This window comes from Flavobacterium panici (assembly GCF_903819335.1).
Lineage (GTDB): Bacteria > Bacteroidota > Bacteroidia > Flavobacteriales > Flavobacteriaceae > Flavobacterium > Flavobacterium panici.
Genome location: NZ_CAIJDE010000053.1, coordinates 18,841 through 34,493, shown reverse-complemented (window position 1 = coordinate 34,493; position 15,653 = coordinate 18,841). Strand labels below are relative to the sequence as shown.

The following is a 15,653-nucleotide window of genomic DNA, read 5'->3' as shown; positions in this document are numbered from 1 at the left end:
GTGAGAAACAAAATAATCCATCGAGTTTTTGCAGTAATAAAAAACCAAACCTTTTATGAAAAAGATTTGGTTTTATCATAGAAATCGAAATGACAAACTAATCGCAAAGACAAACTTTACAACTGTTTCGCTGCCAATCTCCCCAAAGTTCGAATGGATTCCCGCAATTCATTACTCCACGGAAGCCCAAAACTCAAACGCATACAATTCGAAAACTGATTTTGAAAAGAGAAAATCCTTCCGGGCGCGATACTGATATTATGTTTCATAGCCAGATGATAAAACGCAGCAGTATCAATTTTTTTATCTAATTCAACCCAAAGGAAAAAGCCGCCCTGAGGCTGGCTCACTTTTGTTCCTGCGGGAAAAGATTCTAAAACTGTATTGATATAATTATTACAATTGCGATTCAGTATTTGGCGGATTTTTCTAAGATGATTTTCATAGCGTCCGTTTTTCAGGAAATCACCCACAACTTCATGTGTAATTGTAGGAGAGGAGAGCGTGTGGTAAATTTTATTACGAAGGATTTCTTTTTTAAATTTCCCAGGTGAAACCCAGCCGGCGCGATAACCCGGTGCCAGTGTTTTAGAAACAGAACTGCAGCAAAGTACAATACCGCTTTCGTCGTAAGTCTTGCAATTTGTCGGGCGGCTTGCGCCAAAGTACAAATCGCCATGAATATCATCTTCAATTAATGGAATGTTGTAAAACTCCATCAATTTTACCACTTCTTTTTTGTGTTCAGCAGGCATCATGCTTCCAGAAGGATTACTAAAATTACTCATCAATAAACAAAGTGTAACTTTTTTAGTCGCAAGAGCTTTTTTCAGCGCTTCTAATTCTATGCCCGTTGTCATATTGGTAGGCAGTTCCATAATATATAAACCCAAAGATTTAGCCAATTGCAGAATTCCAAAATAAGCAGGACTTTCGGTAATAATAGTATCTCCTGGTTTTGTCAACGTCATTAAACAATGCGATATGGCGCTTGTACAGCCCGGCATCGTTATAATATCCCGCTCTGTTAAAGAACCGCCCCAGCTAAAAGACCAGCGCGCAATTTCTTTTCTTAAATTCAAATTACCTTGTACTTCTTCATAGCTTGTTCCGCTGTTTGGCAACTGGCGCATCGCCTGAACCATTCCTTTGTTTAATTTTGCAATAGGAAGAAGCTCATTTGATGGAAAACCCAGCGACAGCATCGTAATATTTTTATCGGTCATATTACCGTAAACCTGATCGATTAAATCTTCCCGATCTATGTTTTCGCATTTTAATATGGGACTGCTGGCAGAAGGTTCCGGAATTGTTCTGGCCGAGATATTACTCACATAATAACCAGACTGAGGGCGCGATTCGATTAAAGACCTGCTTTCGACCTCATAATACGCTTTGCTTACTGTACTCATGCTGTAACCCGTTTCGGCACAAACTTCCCGGATCGAAGGCAGTTTGTCTCCAACATTTAAAAGCCCTGATTTTATCTGCTTTTCAATAACGTCTGCAAACTGCAGATACAAGTAATTTGAACTCTTCATAAAAATAAACTGTTATGCTGCAATTTACAAAAACTGTATCTGTATTGCTATTTTATTTTTTAGAAATTTGTTTCATAGAAAATTAAACAAACTAAAATTTCGTGAAAACAACAAAATACTACATAGCGGCGATTACTTGTTTTGTAATCTGGGGATTTTTTAGTTTGGTTTTAAAACCAATACATGATTATGCCTCATTGGATATATTATTCTATCGTGTTTTCAGCTGCAGCATTTTAATGCTCCTGATTTCTTTTACATTTAGACGAAAAAAGGTTAAAGAAGCCATAGCAGTTTTTAAAGCAATGCCAAAAGCTGAAAAGAGAAAATCGGCTTTATTAAATATTGGCGGAAGCGTTTTTCTAATGGCCAATTGGTTTACCTTTATTTATGTAATGAATCATGTCAGCGTAAAAGCCACATCTTTGGCATATTTAGTCTGTCCAATTTTAACCACATTACTGGCGTATTTTATTTTGCACGAAAAACTAAGTAAAACACAATGGATTGCAGTTGGATTAAGTATTTCAGGCTGTATTCTTTTGTCTTATGCCAATATAATGGATATGTTTTTCAGCATCATAATTGGCTTTACTTATGCCGCATATTTAGTAAGTCAGCGCGTTAACAAAGGTTTTGATAAATTTATAGTCCTAACATTTCATATTACTTTGGCTGCTTTATTTTTAGTGCCTTTTTTCCCAGCCTACAGCGGACCAATTCCAACAGAATTTAGGTTTTATTTCTGTATCGAAACTATCGCCATTTTGTTTACAATTTTCCCATTGTTTCTTAATTTATATGCACTTTCAGGAATAAATTCTTCAACCGTTGGGATGCTTTTAAACATCAATCCGATGATTGCTTTTTTACTGGCCATGTTTTTTTATAAAGAACCATTTGGCATTATACAAATTATAGCATACGGTATTATTTTTATTGCTGTGTTAGTTTTTAATTCACATCATATTTTTGCCATAAAACAGAAATATATCCTGTCGTCTAAAGATTCTCAGTAATGTATCTCTCATATTTTATTGGTTAAAAAAATGTAAAATTACGAGAATCTTAACAGGGTTTTAAAACAGGAATGAGTATTTTTCATTCCTGTTTTTTTATGCAGTAAATTGAAATATAGGCCACAGATTATACGGATTAAAGGGATTATTTTCTTTACGTGGAAAGTCGGCCACGAATTACACGAATTTTCACGAATTCAAACTGATTTAAAGAATCAGTATAAAAAAATAAATTCGTGAAAATTCGTGTAATTCGTGGCGAAAAAAAATCCTTTTAATCTGTATAATCTGTGGCAAAAAAAATAAAAACCGAATCTCTATTATATGAAACCAGCAAAACTTCAAGCTTTTACTCCATTGTTTTATTTAGTGTGGTCTGATGATCTTTTAACTCAAAAGGAATTTGCCACATTAAAAGAATTTATAAAATCCCAAAAAGCCCTTTCAGCCGAAGAACAAGAATATCTTTTATCTAAAGTTGATATTTCAAATCCGCCTTCGCGAAATGAACTCGCACAATGGAAACTGGATATTGAAAAAAGCATTCAGGATAAATCTTCGATAAAATCCATTTTTGATATTGCTGTGGCACTTTCAGATAAAGATTTGGATATTTCTTCATTAGAATCAGACTTTATAAAACTCGAAAATGACCTTGGAATTTTAGGCGAAGAAGCACTTCAAAACTTCAAAACAAAAGCCGATTCTTTTACCGCAAATTCGCAGACAACGAGCAATTTTGATATTCAAAAAATAACCGAATTTCTGGATGGAAAAGAAGCTCACATCATAAAAAAAGTAAAATCAGTAATTTCAAGACCTGAATTTGCTTACGAAACTTCGACAGATATCAATGTTTTTCGCCAAACGGTTTACAACTGGTGTAAAATTTTAGCCGATGAAAACTTAGGAAATATGGCTTATCCGAAGGAATATGGCGGAGGAGGAAACGTAGAAGATTATTTTGCGATTATGGAAACGCTAAGTTATCATGATTTAAGCTTGGTGATAAAATTTGGAGTTCAGTTTGGACTTTGGGGAATGAGCGTTCAGTCTCTTGGAACCGAAAAACATTATGCAAAATATCTAAAAGATATTGGTTCCTTAAAACTTCCGGGTTGTTTCGCCATGACCGAAACACATCACGGATCAAACGTAAAAGGTTTAGAAACTACGGCAACATACAATCATAACGATCAGACTTTTACTATTCATACACCTAATAAAAATGCTCAGAAAGAATATATCGGAAACGCCGCAGTCCACGGACAAATGGCAACTGTTTTCGCTAAATTAATTATCGACGATCACGATTATGGCGTAAACGCTTTTGTAGTTCCGCTAAGAGATACAAACGGAAATACTCTAAAAGGCGTTACAATTGGTGACTGCGGACATAAAATGGGATTAAATGGCGTAGACAACGGAACAATTAGTTTTGATAATGTTGTGATTCCGAAAGAAAATATGCTGGATCGTTTTGCTTCGGTAAACGATAAAGGCGAATTCGAAAGTCCGATTCCGAGTGATAACAGAAGGTTTTTCACGATGTTAGGAACTTTGGTTGGAGGAAGAATCGGGATTCCGCGTTCGGCTTTGGCTGCAGCCAAATCTGGGTTGACAATTGCCATTCGCTACAGCGACCAACGCCGACAATTTGGACCTGAAGGCGGATCAGAAGTTCCAATTTTGAATTACAGAATGCACCAACGCAGATTGTTACCGCATTTGGCTAAAACTTATGCCGTTCATTTTGCGCTTCAATATCTGACTAAAAGATTTTTGAACAGAACAGAAAGCGAAATGCAGGAAATCGAAGCGCTTGCAGCCGGAATGAAATCGTACTCAACCTGGAGTACAAGAGATATTTTGCAGGAATGTAGAGAAGCCTGTGGCGGAAAAGGATATTTATCTGAAAACCGAATTGACGCTTTAAAAAATGACACCGAAATTTACACGACTTTTGAAGGTGATAATACCGTTTTAATGCAATTAGTGGCTAAAAACCGTTTATCTGAATTCAGAAAATCTTTCGGAGAAATGGGTTCTTTGGGAATCATCAATTATGTATATGAAAATGCCAAAACAGCCATTACAGAAAAAAATCCAATTGCAACCAGAAGATCAGATGATGAACATTTACTGGATGGAGAATTTCATCTTCAGGCTTTTGTGCACAGAGAAAAAACAATTCTGGCTTCGGCAGCGAGACGTATCAAGAAATTAGTAGATGGCGGTTTAGAAGCTTATGATGCTTTTAATGTTGTGCAGCATCAAATGATTGATGTCGCTCAGGCTTATTTGGAACGTATTGTTTTAGAACAATTTCAGGAAGCAATCAAAGCAATTGAAGATCAAAATTCAAAACAAATATTGACAAAATTATATCAGTTATATGCGCTTTCGCAGATAGAAAAAAACAAAGCCTGGTATCTTGAAGATGGTTATATGGAAGCGGTGAAAACAAAAGCAGTCCGTAAAATAGTGAATCAGCTTTGCTGGGATATTCGTCCGGATGCTGTGGCGTTAGTAAATGCTTTTGATATTCCGGAGAGTTGCTTGGCAGCGCCAATTGCGGTGTAGTTTTTAAATATTTTTAAACCATATAAGTGATATAAGGTTTTATAAGTTTTAGAGGAACTTTGTCAAAGTTTTAAACTTTGACAAGGTTTTTTTTTTCTTTCGATAAGGTTTAACGCAAAGTTTTGTCATTCCGAGGAACGAGGAATCGCACTAGAAATTCCGTACAGCAGATCGCCAATCTTTGTCGATTCTCTAGTGCGATTCCTCGTTCCTCGGAATGACAATATCATGGAAAATATTATAACATTTATTATTTGTAATAAAATTATTTATATCACAAAATCAATTAAATCATTTTACAATTAAAATAACCAGCCTTTTGAAAATCGTCTATATTCATAGAAATCGATTTAACTTCGGGCAAAATTGTATTTAGTTTCGTTACAATTGCTTTTGATAAATTGTTTTTTTGTTCTTCATTTCGGCCTTCCATTATGTAGCCAAAAACATGGATGAAATCACTCAAAGTATTGCCATTATTATAATGTGAGAAAGGGTTTATGCGAACTTTAATTTCTGGAGCAGTAAAAAGATCTGTTGATAAAGCTGAATTAAAAACTTCCTGCATGATGTCATCTGCAGATTTTAATCTTAATACATTTTCAGAACATTCGATGATAAAATTTGGCATTTGATAGTAGTTTAAGTTAGAAATTCACTTCAATCAAAATTATAAAAATCATTATTAGTTTTAGGTTATTTTGCGAGATATATAAATAATTCATTTTTCTATTTACACTTTATTATATTTGTACGTTACATTTATTTTTATTCAGTTTGAAAAATCCATTTTTGTTACTTTTAATTGTCTTGACTAACTTTTCGGCTTTCGCTTCGGAAAGTACAGATGATATTATAGACAAGTTAAATCTGGCGCTAAAAAACAAACAGCATTATGTTCGGTTAAAGGAAGAAAGGATTTTAAATTTCAAAAAAATCAAATCAGAGGATTTAACGAAAGAACAAGAGTACAATTACAATAAAACCTTATATACAGAATACCAAAAGTTCAATTCAGATTCGGCTATTTTATACGTAAAAAAGAATTTAAAAATTGCTGATGAACTTCACGATAAAGATTTGGCCGATTTAGCCAATCTGCAATTAGTTACACTTTATTCTTCTTCAGGAAAATACCGCGAATCCGAAGCAATTTTAAAAATTATTGACAAAAACAAATTGTCAAAATCGCTTCTTCCAAACTATTATGTTTCGTATCGTGAGTTTTTCGAGCATTACGCGGCAAATAGTTACAGTAAAGAATATTTACAGCAAATTCAAAAATACCGTGATTCATTATTGATGGTTTTAGATCCAAAATCTATTAATTACCAAATCAATAAAATTCAGCACGACGTATATCACAAAAAAATAGTTAGTGCTCAAAAGCAATTAATGGATTTGCTTAAAAATACCAGCGAAGATGATCCGCAATATGCCATGATTACCTATTTGCTTGGAAGTATTTATGAACATACACATCAGCTGGAATTACGAAAAAAATATTATGCACTTTCCGCAACCGCTGATATTAAAAATGCTAATAAAGATAACGCTTCGCTGCAGGAACTGGCTTTGGTTTTTTACGAAATCGAAGATGTTGATATGGCGTATAAACTAACGCAATCGGCAATTGAAGACGCGCTTTATTGTAATGTGCAGTTTCGGACGCTTTTAATGTCAGAAGTATATTCGATTATTAATACCGTTTATTTAGAAAAAGAAGCCAAACGAAAAACAGAATTACAGCTTTATTTAATCTGCATCAGTTTGCTTTCGGTATTTTTAATTATTGCGGTAATTTACGTTTACAAACAAATGAAAAAGGTTTCAAGAATTCGGGGAGAGCTCTATGAAACCAGTCAAAAATTAGCCGAATTAAATCAGGATATTACCGAAACCAATAATCAGCTGCAAGAACGTAATGCACAATTATCTGAATCGAATCATATCAAGGAAGAATATATTGCACATTTTTTCAGCCTTTGTTCAACTTACATTAATAAACTAGAGAACTACCGTATTATTTTAAATAAAAAAGCAACGGCAAAACAATTTGACGAAATCTATAAAATGCTAAAGTCAACGACTTTGGTTGATACAGAATTAGAAGAATTGTATAAAAATTTCGATATTATTTTCCTGAACTTGTATCCAACTTTTGTAAAAGACTTTAATGCCCTTTTAATTAAAGAAGAACAAATCGTTTTAAAACAGGGAGAATTACTAAATACTGAGCTTAGAATTTTTGCTTTGATTCGTTTAGGAATTAACGACAGTGTAAAAATTGCGGCCTTTCTTCGTTACTCTTTAAGTACAATTTACAATTATCGAACAAGAGCCCGAAATAAAGCAGCAGTTTCGAGAAATGATTTTGAAGAAATGGTCATGAAAATAGGTTTAATTACATTGAAAATGTAAAGATTTATTTTAAAATCACTACTTTTTTTGCGTCTTATTTTTTGTTAAAAAATTGATAATCAATATTTTAATTTTTTAATTCACTACTTTTTTTCGTTTAAAAATTCAAAACGAACTATAACGTTTTAGCTTTACAATATTATTAAAAGGTACAATTGACCACTTGTATCTATACCAAAAATTGAATGCTTAAATAAATTACTAGTTATGTTTAAAAACGTTAAAACAATCGTTGTTTTAGTTTTATTGAGTTCATTCGGATTGAATGCACAAAATAAGGTTCCGGTTTATCTTGATGATAAAAAGCCAATTAGCGAGCGTGTAGAAGATGCGCTTTCAAGAATGACAACCGAAGAAAAAATTGCCATAATTCATGCGCAGTCAAAATTTAGTTCACCTGGTGTAAAACGCCTTGGAATTCCGGAAAACTGGATGACCGACGGACCACACGGAATTCGTACTGAAGTAAAATGGGACGAATGGGACCAAGCAGGTTGGACAAATGATTCTTGTATTGCATTTCCGGCTTTAACCGCACTTTCTTCAACATGGAATAAAGAATTAGCTTCTTTATACGGAAAATCAATTGGAGAAGAAGCGCGTTACCGAAACAAAAACGTACTATTAGGCCCCGGAGTTAACATTTACAGAAGCCCTTTAAACGGTCGTAACTTCGAATATATGGGAGAAGATCCGTTTTTAACTTCAAAAATGGTGGTTCCTTATATTAAAGGTGTTCAGTCTAATGGAGTTGCTGCCTGCGTAAAACACTTCGCTTTAAACAATCAGGAAACAAACCGTAATTCTGTTAACGTAGTAGTTGACGATCGTGCCTTATACGAAATTTATCTTCCGGCTTTTAAAGCGGCTGTACAAGAAGGTGAAGTTTGGGCAATTATGGGTGCTTATAACAAATACAAAGGTCAGCAATGCTGCCACAACGAATATTTATTAAACGATATTCTTCGCGGAGAATGGGGCTTTAAAGGTGTTGTAGTTTCTGACTGGGGAGGCGTAAACGATACGAAACAAGCTATCCATAATGGTTTGGATATGGAATTTGGTTCTTGGACAAACGGACTTTCTTGGGGAACTAGTAATGCTTATGATAATTATTACTTAGCAAAACCATATTCTGAAATGATCAGAAAAGGGGAGATAGGAACAAAAGAATTAGACGAAAAAGTACGTCGCGTTTTACGTTTAGCTTTCTTGACTACAATGGATAGAAATCGTCCTTTTGGATCTTTTGGAACAGAAGAACATGCTAAAGCAGGTTTAAAAATTGCTCAGGAAGGAATCGTTTTATTACAAAACAATAACAACATTTTACCAATCGATCTTTCTAAAACTAAAAAGATTGCCGTTATCGGTGAAAATGCAATTAAAATGATGACTGTAGGAGGAGGAAGTTCTTCTCTAAAAGCACGTTACGAAATTACACCTCTTGAAGGTTTAAAGAAAAGAATTGGCAATCAGGCTGAAATCGTTTATGCTCGTGGTTACGTAGGAGATCCAACAAGTAATTATAACGGAGTAGTAGCAAAAGTAAGTTTAGAGGAAAAACGTTCTCCTGCTGAATTAACTGCTGAGGCTTTAAAAGTAGCTAAAGATGCTGATATTGTATTGTTTATTGGAGGTTTGAATAAAGCCCCAAATCAGGATGATGAAGGTCATGATCGTAACGGATTAGAGCTTTCTTATGGTCAGGATAAATTAATCAGCGAATTAGCAAAAGTAAATAAGAATATTGTTTACGTAAATATTTCTGGAAATGCGGTTGCAATGCCGTGGGTAAAAGAAGTTCCGGGAATTGTTCAGGGATGGTTTTTAGGAACTGAAGCTGGAAATGCTTTGGCTTCGGTTTTAGTTGGAGATGTAAATCCTTCAGGAAAATTATCTTTCACTTTCCCGGTAAAATTATCGGATAACGGAGCACATGCTTTAGGAGAATTTCCAGGTAAGGATGAAGTAAAATACAACGAAGGAATTTTTGTTGGATACCGTTGGGCAGACAAACAAAAAATAAAACCATTATTCTCTTTCGGACACGGATTAAGCTACACGACTTTTGCATACGGAAAAGTAACTGCTGATAAAAAACAAATTGCAAGCAGCGATAAAATTACATTTTCTGTTACGGTAAAAAATACAGGAAGCAGAGAAGGTTCTGAAGTAGTACAGCTTTATATCAGCGATTTAAAATCTTCATTGCCTCGTCCGATTAAAGAATTAAAAGGATTTGAGAAAGTTTCGCTAAAAGCGGGAGAAGAGAAAACAGTTACGTTTACAATCGATAAAACAGCTTTAAGTTTCTTTGATGATAAAAAACACGACTGGGTTGCTGAACCGGGAGCTTTTGAAGCTATCGTAGGGGCATCTTCAACTGATATAAAATCTAAAGTGGGCTTCTCACTTCAATAATTTCATTATTTCTAAATTGGTTGGTTGTAAAGCTGCAAGTGTAAAAAGTTGCAGCTTTGCTTTTTAAGATTTACCATTAAGTTTAAAATTTTACCATTAAGATATTAAGCTAATTAAGCTTTGAACTTAATATCTTAATGGTAAAAAAATAAAACACTTTATTGTTTAAATTATTTACTATGAAAAAAATTGTACTTGGTGCTGTCGCTTTATTTTTAGTGCAAAATCTTGCGGCGCAAAGTCTGGAAAAAATGCAATGGTTTAATGAACCTGAAAAATGGGAAATTAAAAACAATGCCTTAATCATGAATGTAACTGCAAACAGCGATTACTGGAGAATTTCTCATTACGGATTCACGGTTGATGATGCGCCTTTTTATTACGCAACGTATGGCGGTGAATTTGAAGCCAAAGTAAAAATCACTGGAAATTATATCGCTCGTTTTGACCAAATGGGTTTAATGATTCGTGTTGATGAAAAAAACTACATTAAAACCGGAGTAGAATTTGTTGACGGAAAATTCAATATCAGCACCGTTGTAACACACGATAAAAGCGACTGGAGTGTAACTACTCTTGAAAAAGCACCGCCTTTTGTTTGGATTAAAGCGGTTAGAAGATTAGATGCTATCGAGGTATTTTATTCTTTTGATGATAAAAATTATATCATGACTAGAAACGCGCCTTTACAAGACAATACGCCTGTAATGGTTGGATTAATGGCCGCTTCTCCTGACGGAAAAGGTTTTGAGGCTAAATTCGAAAACTTCTCTGTAAAACATTTAGCAGATCAAAGAAGATTAGAATGGCTGAAAAACCATCAATAAATTAAATTTTCAATTTTTAAATTCCAAATTCCAATTTCTTAACACATAGCTATGTTTGTTTAAACAAGTGAAACGCCTTTTTTAAAGTTCAAAAACTATGTCTCTATGTGTTTAATTAAAATTTAGACTAACCTTATAATAACCAAAATATTTTATGAGCACAGTTATTTACACTGATATAAAACCAAAAAAACATTACGAGATTCTCGATGGTTTGCGTGGAGTTGCGGCTATTTTAGTTGTTATTTTTCACATTTTTGAAACCTTTAGCGGCGGAAATCGTTTTATACAGATTATCAATCACGGTTATTTAGCTGTTGATTTCTTCTTTCTTTTATCAGGATTTGTTGTTGCGTATGCGTATGACGATCGCTGGGGGAAAATGACGCAATGGGAATTCTACAAACGCCGATTAATTCGCTTACAGCCTATGGTAATTATGGGAATGATCATTGGTGCTCTATTTTATTATTTTCAGGCCTCAGACATATTGTTTCCGCAAATTGCAGGAATGGAAGTGTGGAAAGTAATTTTAACCATGATTATTGGTTTCACACTCTTGCCAATTCCGCCTTCAATGGAAATCAGAGGCTGGGGTGAAATGCATCCTTTAAATGGTCCGGCATGGTCACTTTTTTTCGAATACATCGCAAACATCTTGTACGCCCTAATTTTTCGCAGATTTTCGAATAAAGTACTATCAGTTTTCGTGCTGATATTTGCCGGACTGTTAATTAACTATACCGTTTTTGGTCCAAAAGGAGACGTAATTGGCGGCTGGTCATTAAATCTGGAACAAATGAATGTTGGTTTCACCCGATTATTATATCCATTTTTTGCCGGAGTTTTACTTTCCCGTTTAGGAAAACTAATTCACATAAAAGGAGCATTTTGGGTTTGCAGTATTTTAATCACAATTGTTTTGGCATTGCCAAGATTTGGAGACGAAAATACTTTATGGATGAATGGTTTATACGAATCTTTCGTTATCATTTTAATCTTCCCGGTTATTGTGGCAATAGGAGCAGGCGGACAGATTAAAAGTGCTTTCTCAGCAAAAATATGCAAACTTTTAGGTGATATTTCATATCCAATTTACATTACGCATTATCCGTTAATTTATTGGTATACCGCTTGGGTTGTCGATAATAAAGTTTCCCTTGAAGACGGATTCATCCCTGGAATTGCACTTCTGGTCGCAAGTATTCTTTTAGCTTTTGTATGCTTAAAATTATACGACGAACCGGTTAGAAATTGGCTTCAGAATAAATTTCAAAGAGTTAAAAAAGTTACATAGGCTCAAAGGGACAAAGGTTCAAAGGAAAAAAACTCTGTTCCTTTAAACCTTTACCACTCTGTACCTAAATAAAAATCTTGAATTTCTAATTTTGTTAGTTATAGATATTCAAAAAAGGGATGAAATTTCATGTTTTCATCCCTTTATTTTTTTGTTTTTATGTAGAGACGCACAGCAGTGCGTTTTTTTTTGCCACAGATTAAAAGGATTAAAATGATTAAAATGATTTTATTTTGTATTATATACAGATGTTATAAAATTATATTGTAAGATTTTATTGTAATATATTTGTGTTGATAAAAAATATCTAAGAAATGTTAGAGCCAGATGAAACCGAGAAAATGCCAATATACCAAAAGGCAGAACAAATTTTTAAATTAACACAAGGGTTAGTGTATATTGTTCCTGCGGATAATGAATATTTACAGGAAACTGTGGTTCGTTTTATGTTAGAAAATGCTATGCTTATTCCAGTAAAAATTGCAGGAGCAGAAGGGGGAGATTTATATGATCTTCGTATGGAAAATGCAGCGATTATTAGAAAAGCTGCTCGAGAATTATATGTTCAGGCCGGGAGTTTACGATATGAAGAGGGGATAAAAGATATGGATTATATTTCTTTATTAAGAAATACCATTGAAGAATTTCGTTTGCTATTTATTGATTGGGTTGCGAGTTTTGATGTTTGGAATTACATAAAAGACAGCTGGGGACTATTTAATCCGCCGGGCGTAAATGCCCATGATAAAGATCCAGATGATGATATTCCCTTTAATCCAAACGATTACTTTAATTCTGATAACGATGATGATCTATAAAAATAAAAAGGAATAAATTTTATAGTTTCATCCCTTTCTATTTTGTAATTATATTTGATTACATAACGTTGCGTAGACGCACTGCTGTGCGCCTCTACGGATATGCATGTGTGAAAAATAAACAGGGATGAAACTTAATAGTCTCATCCCTGTTGTATTATTTTGTGCCACAGATAAAATTAAAACCAGCGTAAACCAGTAAAATCCGTTAAACCAGTGGGCCATCTTTAAGATTTATTCTAAAACTAACGCTCCCAAAGCTTCTTTACTGAAACCTTTTAACTGGTCTGTTTTTCCGGCTTTAATTTTAGCAGTCCAATTTGGGTCAGATAGTAAAGGTCTTCCAACGGCAACCAAATCAAAATCACCTCTGTCGAAACGTCTGTTTAATTCTTCTAAAGAAGTTGGCTGAGAACTCTCACCAGCAAAAGCGCCAAAGAAATCTCCAGAAAGACCAACAGAACCAACTGTAATAGTTGGAGCTCCGGTAACTTTTTTAGCCCAGCCTGCAAAATTCAAATCAGAATCTTCAAATTCAGGTTCCCAGAATCTGCGTTGCGAAGCGTGTATAATATCCACTCCGGCATCCACAAGAGGAGTAAGCCAAGCTTCTAATTCCTGCGGATTTTTAGCCAGTTTATAATTGTAATCAGAAGGTTTAAATTGAGAAAAACGCATGATTACAGCAAAATCGTTACCCACTTGTTTTCTAACTTCTTTAATCACTTCGATAGCAAAACGATTACGTTCCGGTAAAGTTTTTCCACCGTAAATGTCTTCACGTAAATTCGTTTCAGCTCTAAAAAATTGGTCAATTAAATAACCGTGCGCACCATGAATTTCAACAGTATCAAAGCCTAATCTTTTAGCATCAGCCGCAGCTTGTCCAAAAGCAAGAATAGTATTTTCAATATCTTTTTCAGTCATGGTAACACCATTTCTAAAATCAGGTCTGTTTAATCCAGAAGGACCTTCAAAAGGAACTGGGGGAACCCATCCTGAATGGTGGTTATCCATAATTCCCATATGCCAGATCTGTGGGCCCATTTTTCCGCCTGCAGCGTGAACTCCATCAATAACTTTTTTCCATCCGTTTAAAGAAGCTTCGCCGTGAAAATGCGGCACATTAGCATCATTTGATGAAGAAGGTCTGTTAATTACAGTTCCTTCAGATAATATTAAACCAACTTCGCCTTCAGCTCTTTTTTGGTAGTAAGAAGCTACATCATCAGTTGGAACTCCGTTTGGAGAAAAAGAGCGCGTCATTGGCGCCATTACGATTCGGTTTTTAAGGTTTAACGATTTTAAGTTAAACGGCGAAAACAGGTTGTTTGTACTCATAAGTAATTTACAAATTAGATTGAATTAATTTACTGAGTGCTTCAAAGGCACCTTCGTTGCGTTTATAGTAAGTCCATTGTCCAACACGTTTGGCTTCGATGAAACCGGCGCGTTGTAAAATAGACAGGTATTCAGATACTGTAGATTGTGTCAAACCGGCTTTGGCCTGAATTTGTCCCACGCAGACTCCGTGTTCAAATCCGCCATGTTCCAGCTGACTGGGAAAGTTTATTTCGGGTTCCTTAAGCCATTCCAGCATTTGTAATCTGGACTTGTTAGAGAGTGCCTTAAAAAGTTCTATATTTTCCATGATGCAAATATATCGACTTTTCCCGATATACCAATTTAAAGAAAATTATTTAGGAAAATTTTATGATGGAGTAGGAGAAATGATGGAGAATTTAGGAAAGAAAAATTATATTTGCTTGTGTATTAATCTCGCAAAGACGCAGAGTCGCAAAGTCTTTTTCAATTGCCTCCAGCTTTAGCTGGAGATAGTAAGAAAAGTAAGAAAAGGGCTTTAGCCAAACTTTATATTTTTGGCTAAAGCCTTTTCAAGCTAATTTTTATAAACCTCCAGCTAAAGCTGGAGGCAATTCAATTGAGAAGACTTAAAAAAAACTTTGCGACTCTGCGTCTTTGCGAGATTAAAAAACGTTCCCCAAAACAATAAACTTAATAAACTATGAAAAAAACTTTACTTATTTTAGCATTCTTATGTTGTGTAATAACCAGTTCAAAAGCGCAGGTTGTAGGTACAGATATTGGCGATATAGCGCCAGAAATTGATCTTCCTGATACAAAAGGAAACAATGTGGTACTTTCTTCTTTACGAGGTTCATTAACTTTAGTTGACTTTTGGGCTTCCTGGTGCGGGCCATGTATTAAAGAACAGCCGACTTTATTAAAATTATACAACGCCTATCCAGATAAATTTTCAATTTACAGTGTTTCTATGGATACTAAAAAACCTTTATGGTTAGGAGCAATTGCAAAAGGAAAACTGCCTTGGATACAAGTAAGCGATTTAAAATATTGGAAATCTCCGGTTATTGGAGATTATATGCTGCAGTCTGTTCCTTTGAACTTTTTAATCGATAAAAACGGAATTATCATAGCTAAAAACATCCACGGAAAAGCTTTAGAAGATATGGTTAATAGTTTGTTGATAGCTCAATAAAATGGAATCAAACCTTTCTTTATCAGACTTCCGTACGAGATTGCAAAATAATATCGAAATTGGTTCTTTAAAAGTGAACTTAAGTCACTTTAGGTTATTTCCCATATTTGGTGGCGTAAAACCTTTTTACGGACTTTTTGATGATAAAAGTTTTCGGTTAACTATAAATTCAGCGACATCACCCACAATTTTTATTGTGAGA

12 protein-coding genes are annotated in these 15,653 nt (G+C 34.6%); 8 read left to right on the top strand and 4 right to left on the bottom strand.

What is annotated here, in order from left to right; all coding sequences use genetic code 11:
• Nucleotides 1-116: 116 nt before the first annotated feature.
• Entirely contained in the window at nucleotides 117-1,541 is a 1,425-nt protein-coding gene (locus FLAPXU55_RS17520; RefSeq protein ID WP_053472207.1) for an aminotransferase-like domain-containing protein, read from the bottom strand.
• 101 nt (nucleotides 1,542-1,642) lie between these two features.
• On the opposite strand from FLAPXU55_RS17520, the gene FLAPXU55_RS17515 reads away from it, so the two are divergent.
• Nucleotides 1,643-2,560 carry an EamA family transporter gene (locus FLAPXU55_RS17515; protein WP_180859809.1) on the top strand — a complete coding sequence of 306 codons (918 nt, stop codon included), beginning with the start codon at nucleotides 1,643-1,645 and terminating at the stop codon, nucleotides 2,558-2,560.
• Between the two features lie 324 nt (nucleotides 2,561-2,884).
• A complete protein-coding gene (locus FLAPXU55_RS17510) occupies nucleotides 2,885-5,143 on the top strand; it encodes an acyl-CoA dehydrogenase family protein (RefSeq protein WP_180859807.1) in 2,259 nt (752 codons plus the stop codon).
• Nucleotides 5,144-5,429: 286 nt separating this feature from the next.
• Here the strand turns inward: FLAPXU55_RS17510 and FLAPXU55_RS17505 are convergent, their stop codons facing one another.
• Nucleotides 5,430-5,774, bottom strand: a complete 345-nt coding sequence (locus tag FLAPXU55_RS17505) for a 5-carboxymethyl-2-hydroxymuconate Delta-isomerase (RefSeq protein ID WP_180859806.1) — start codon at nucleotides 5,772-5,774, stop codon at nucleotides 5,430-5,432.
• A gap of 161 nt (nucleotides 5,775-5,935) precedes the next feature.
• Here FLAPXU55_RS17505 and FLAPXU55_RS17500 point away from each other — a divergent pair, with 161 nt between their 5' ends.
• From FLAPXU55_RS17500 to FLAPXU55_RS17480, 5 genes are all read left to right on the top strand, one after another.
• A complete protein-coding gene (locus tag FLAPXU55_RS17500; RefSeq protein WP_235992094.1) occupies nucleotides 5,936-7,564 on the top strand; it encodes a DUF6377 domain-containing protein in 1,629 nt (542 codons plus the stop codon).
• A gap of 207 nt (nucleotides 7,565-7,771) precedes the next feature.
• Nucleotides 7,772-9,988 (top strand): glycoside hydrolase family 3 C-terminal domain-containing protein, encoded by a 2,217-nt coding sequence (locus tag FLAPXU55_RS17495; RefSeq protein ID WP_180859802.1) that lies wholly within the window; start codon nucleotides 7,772-7,774, stop codon nucleotides 9,986-9,988.
• Nucleotides 9,989-10,167: 179 nt separating this feature from the next.
• The gene (locus FLAPXU55_RS17490) at nucleotides 10,168-10,815 is read left to right on the top strand and encodes a DUF1349 domain-containing protein (RefSeq protein WP_180859800.1); all 648 of its coding nucleotides are present in this window, start codon (nucleotides 10,168-10,170) and stop codon (nucleotides 10,813-10,815) included.
• A 154-nt stretch (nucleotides 10,816-10,969) separates the two neighbouring features.
• Nucleotides 10,970-12,112 (top strand): acyltransferase family protein, encoded by a 1,143-nt coding sequence (locus FLAPXU55_RS17485; RefSeq protein WP_180859798.1) that lies wholly within the window; start codon nucleotides 10,970-10,972, stop codon nucleotides 12,110-12,112.
• Between the two features lie 314 nt (nucleotides 12,113-12,426).
• A complete protein-coding gene (locus FLAPXU55_RS17480; protein WP_180859796.1) occupies nucleotides 12,427-12,930 on the top strand; it encodes a hypothetical protein in 504 nt (167 codons plus the stop codon).
• A 234-nt stretch (nucleotides 12,931-13,164) separates the two neighbouring features.
• Here the strand turns inward: FLAPXU55_RS17480 and FLAPXU55_RS17475 are convergent, their stop codons facing one another.
• Together FLAPXU55_RS17475 and FLAPXU55_RS17470 are read right to left on the bottom strand one after the other, a co-directional pair.
• The gene (locus FLAPXU55_RS17475; RefSeq protein WP_180859794.1) at nucleotides 13,165-14,271 is read right to left on the bottom strand and encodes an NADH:flavin oxidoreductase; all 1,107 of its coding nucleotides are present in this window, start codon (nucleotides 14,269-14,271) and stop codon (nucleotides 13,165-13,167) included.
• Nucleotides 14,272-14,278: 7 nt separating this feature from the next.
• Nucleotides 14,279-14,581 (bottom strand): ArsR/SmtB family transcription factor, encoded by a 303-nt coding sequence (locus FLAPXU55_RS17470; RefSeq protein WP_035644774.1) that lies wholly within the window; start codon nucleotides 14,579-14,581, stop codon nucleotides 14,279-14,281.
• 375 nt (nucleotides 14,582-14,956) lie between these two features.
• Here FLAPXU55_RS17470 and FLAPXU55_RS17465 point away from each other — a divergent pair, with 375 nt between their 5' ends.
• Nucleotides 14,957-15,451: a TlpA family protein disulfide reductase gene (locus tag FLAPXU55_RS17465; protein ID WP_180859792.1), complete on the top strand. Its 495-nt coding sequence runs from the start codon at nucleotides 14,957-14,959 to the stop codon at nucleotides 15,449-15,451.
• Nucleotides 15,452-15,653: the final 202 nt, after the last annotated feature.

What these genes read in the sequence shown, in the direction of transcription:
- FLAPXU55_RS17520 (WP_053472207.1), bottom strand. Translation starts at nt 1,541, where the DNA reads ATGAAGAGTTCAAATTACTTGTATCTGCAGTTTGCAGACGTTATTGAA.
- FLAPXU55_RS17490 (WP_180859800.1), top strand. Translation starts at nt 10,168, where the DNA reads ATGAAAAAAATTGTACTTGGTGCTGTCGCTTTATTTTTAGTGCAAAAT.
- FLAPXU55_RS17495 (WP_180859802.1), top strand. Translation starts at nt 7,772, where the DNA reads ATGTTTAAAAACGTTAAAACAATCGTTGTTTTAGTTTTATTGAGTTCA.
- FLAPXU55_RS17480 (WP_180859796.1), top strand. Translation starts at nt 12,427, where the DNA reads ATGTTAGAGCCAGATGAAACCGAGAAAATGCCAATATACCAAAAGGCA.
- FLAPXU55_RS17470 (WP_035644774.1), bottom strand. Translation starts at nt 14,581, where the DNA reads ATGGAAAATATAGAACTTTTTAAGGCACTCTCTAACAAGTCCAGATTA.
- FLAPXU55_RS17465 (WP_180859792.1), top strand. Translation starts at nt 14,957, where the DNA reads ATGAAAAAAACTTTACTTATTTTAGCATTCTTATGTTGTGTAATAACC.
- FLAPXU55_RS17510 (WP_180859807.1), top strand. Translation starts at nt 2,885, where the DNA reads ATGAAACCAGCAAAACTTCAAGCTTTTACTCCATTGTTTTATTTAGTG.
- FLAPXU55_RS17485 (WP_180859798.1), top strand. Translation starts at nt 10,970, where the DNA reads ATGAGCACAGTTATTTACACTGATATAAAACCAAAAAAACATTACGAG.
- FLAPXU55_RS17505 (WP_180859806.1), bottom strand. Translation starts at nt 5,774, where the DNA reads ATGCCAAATTTTATCATCGAATGTTCTGAAAATGTATTAAGATTAAAA.
- FLAPXU55_RS17475 (WP_180859794.1), bottom strand. Translation starts at nt 14,271, where the DNA reads ATGAGTACAAACAACCTGTTTTCGCCGTTTAACTTAAAATCGTTAAAC.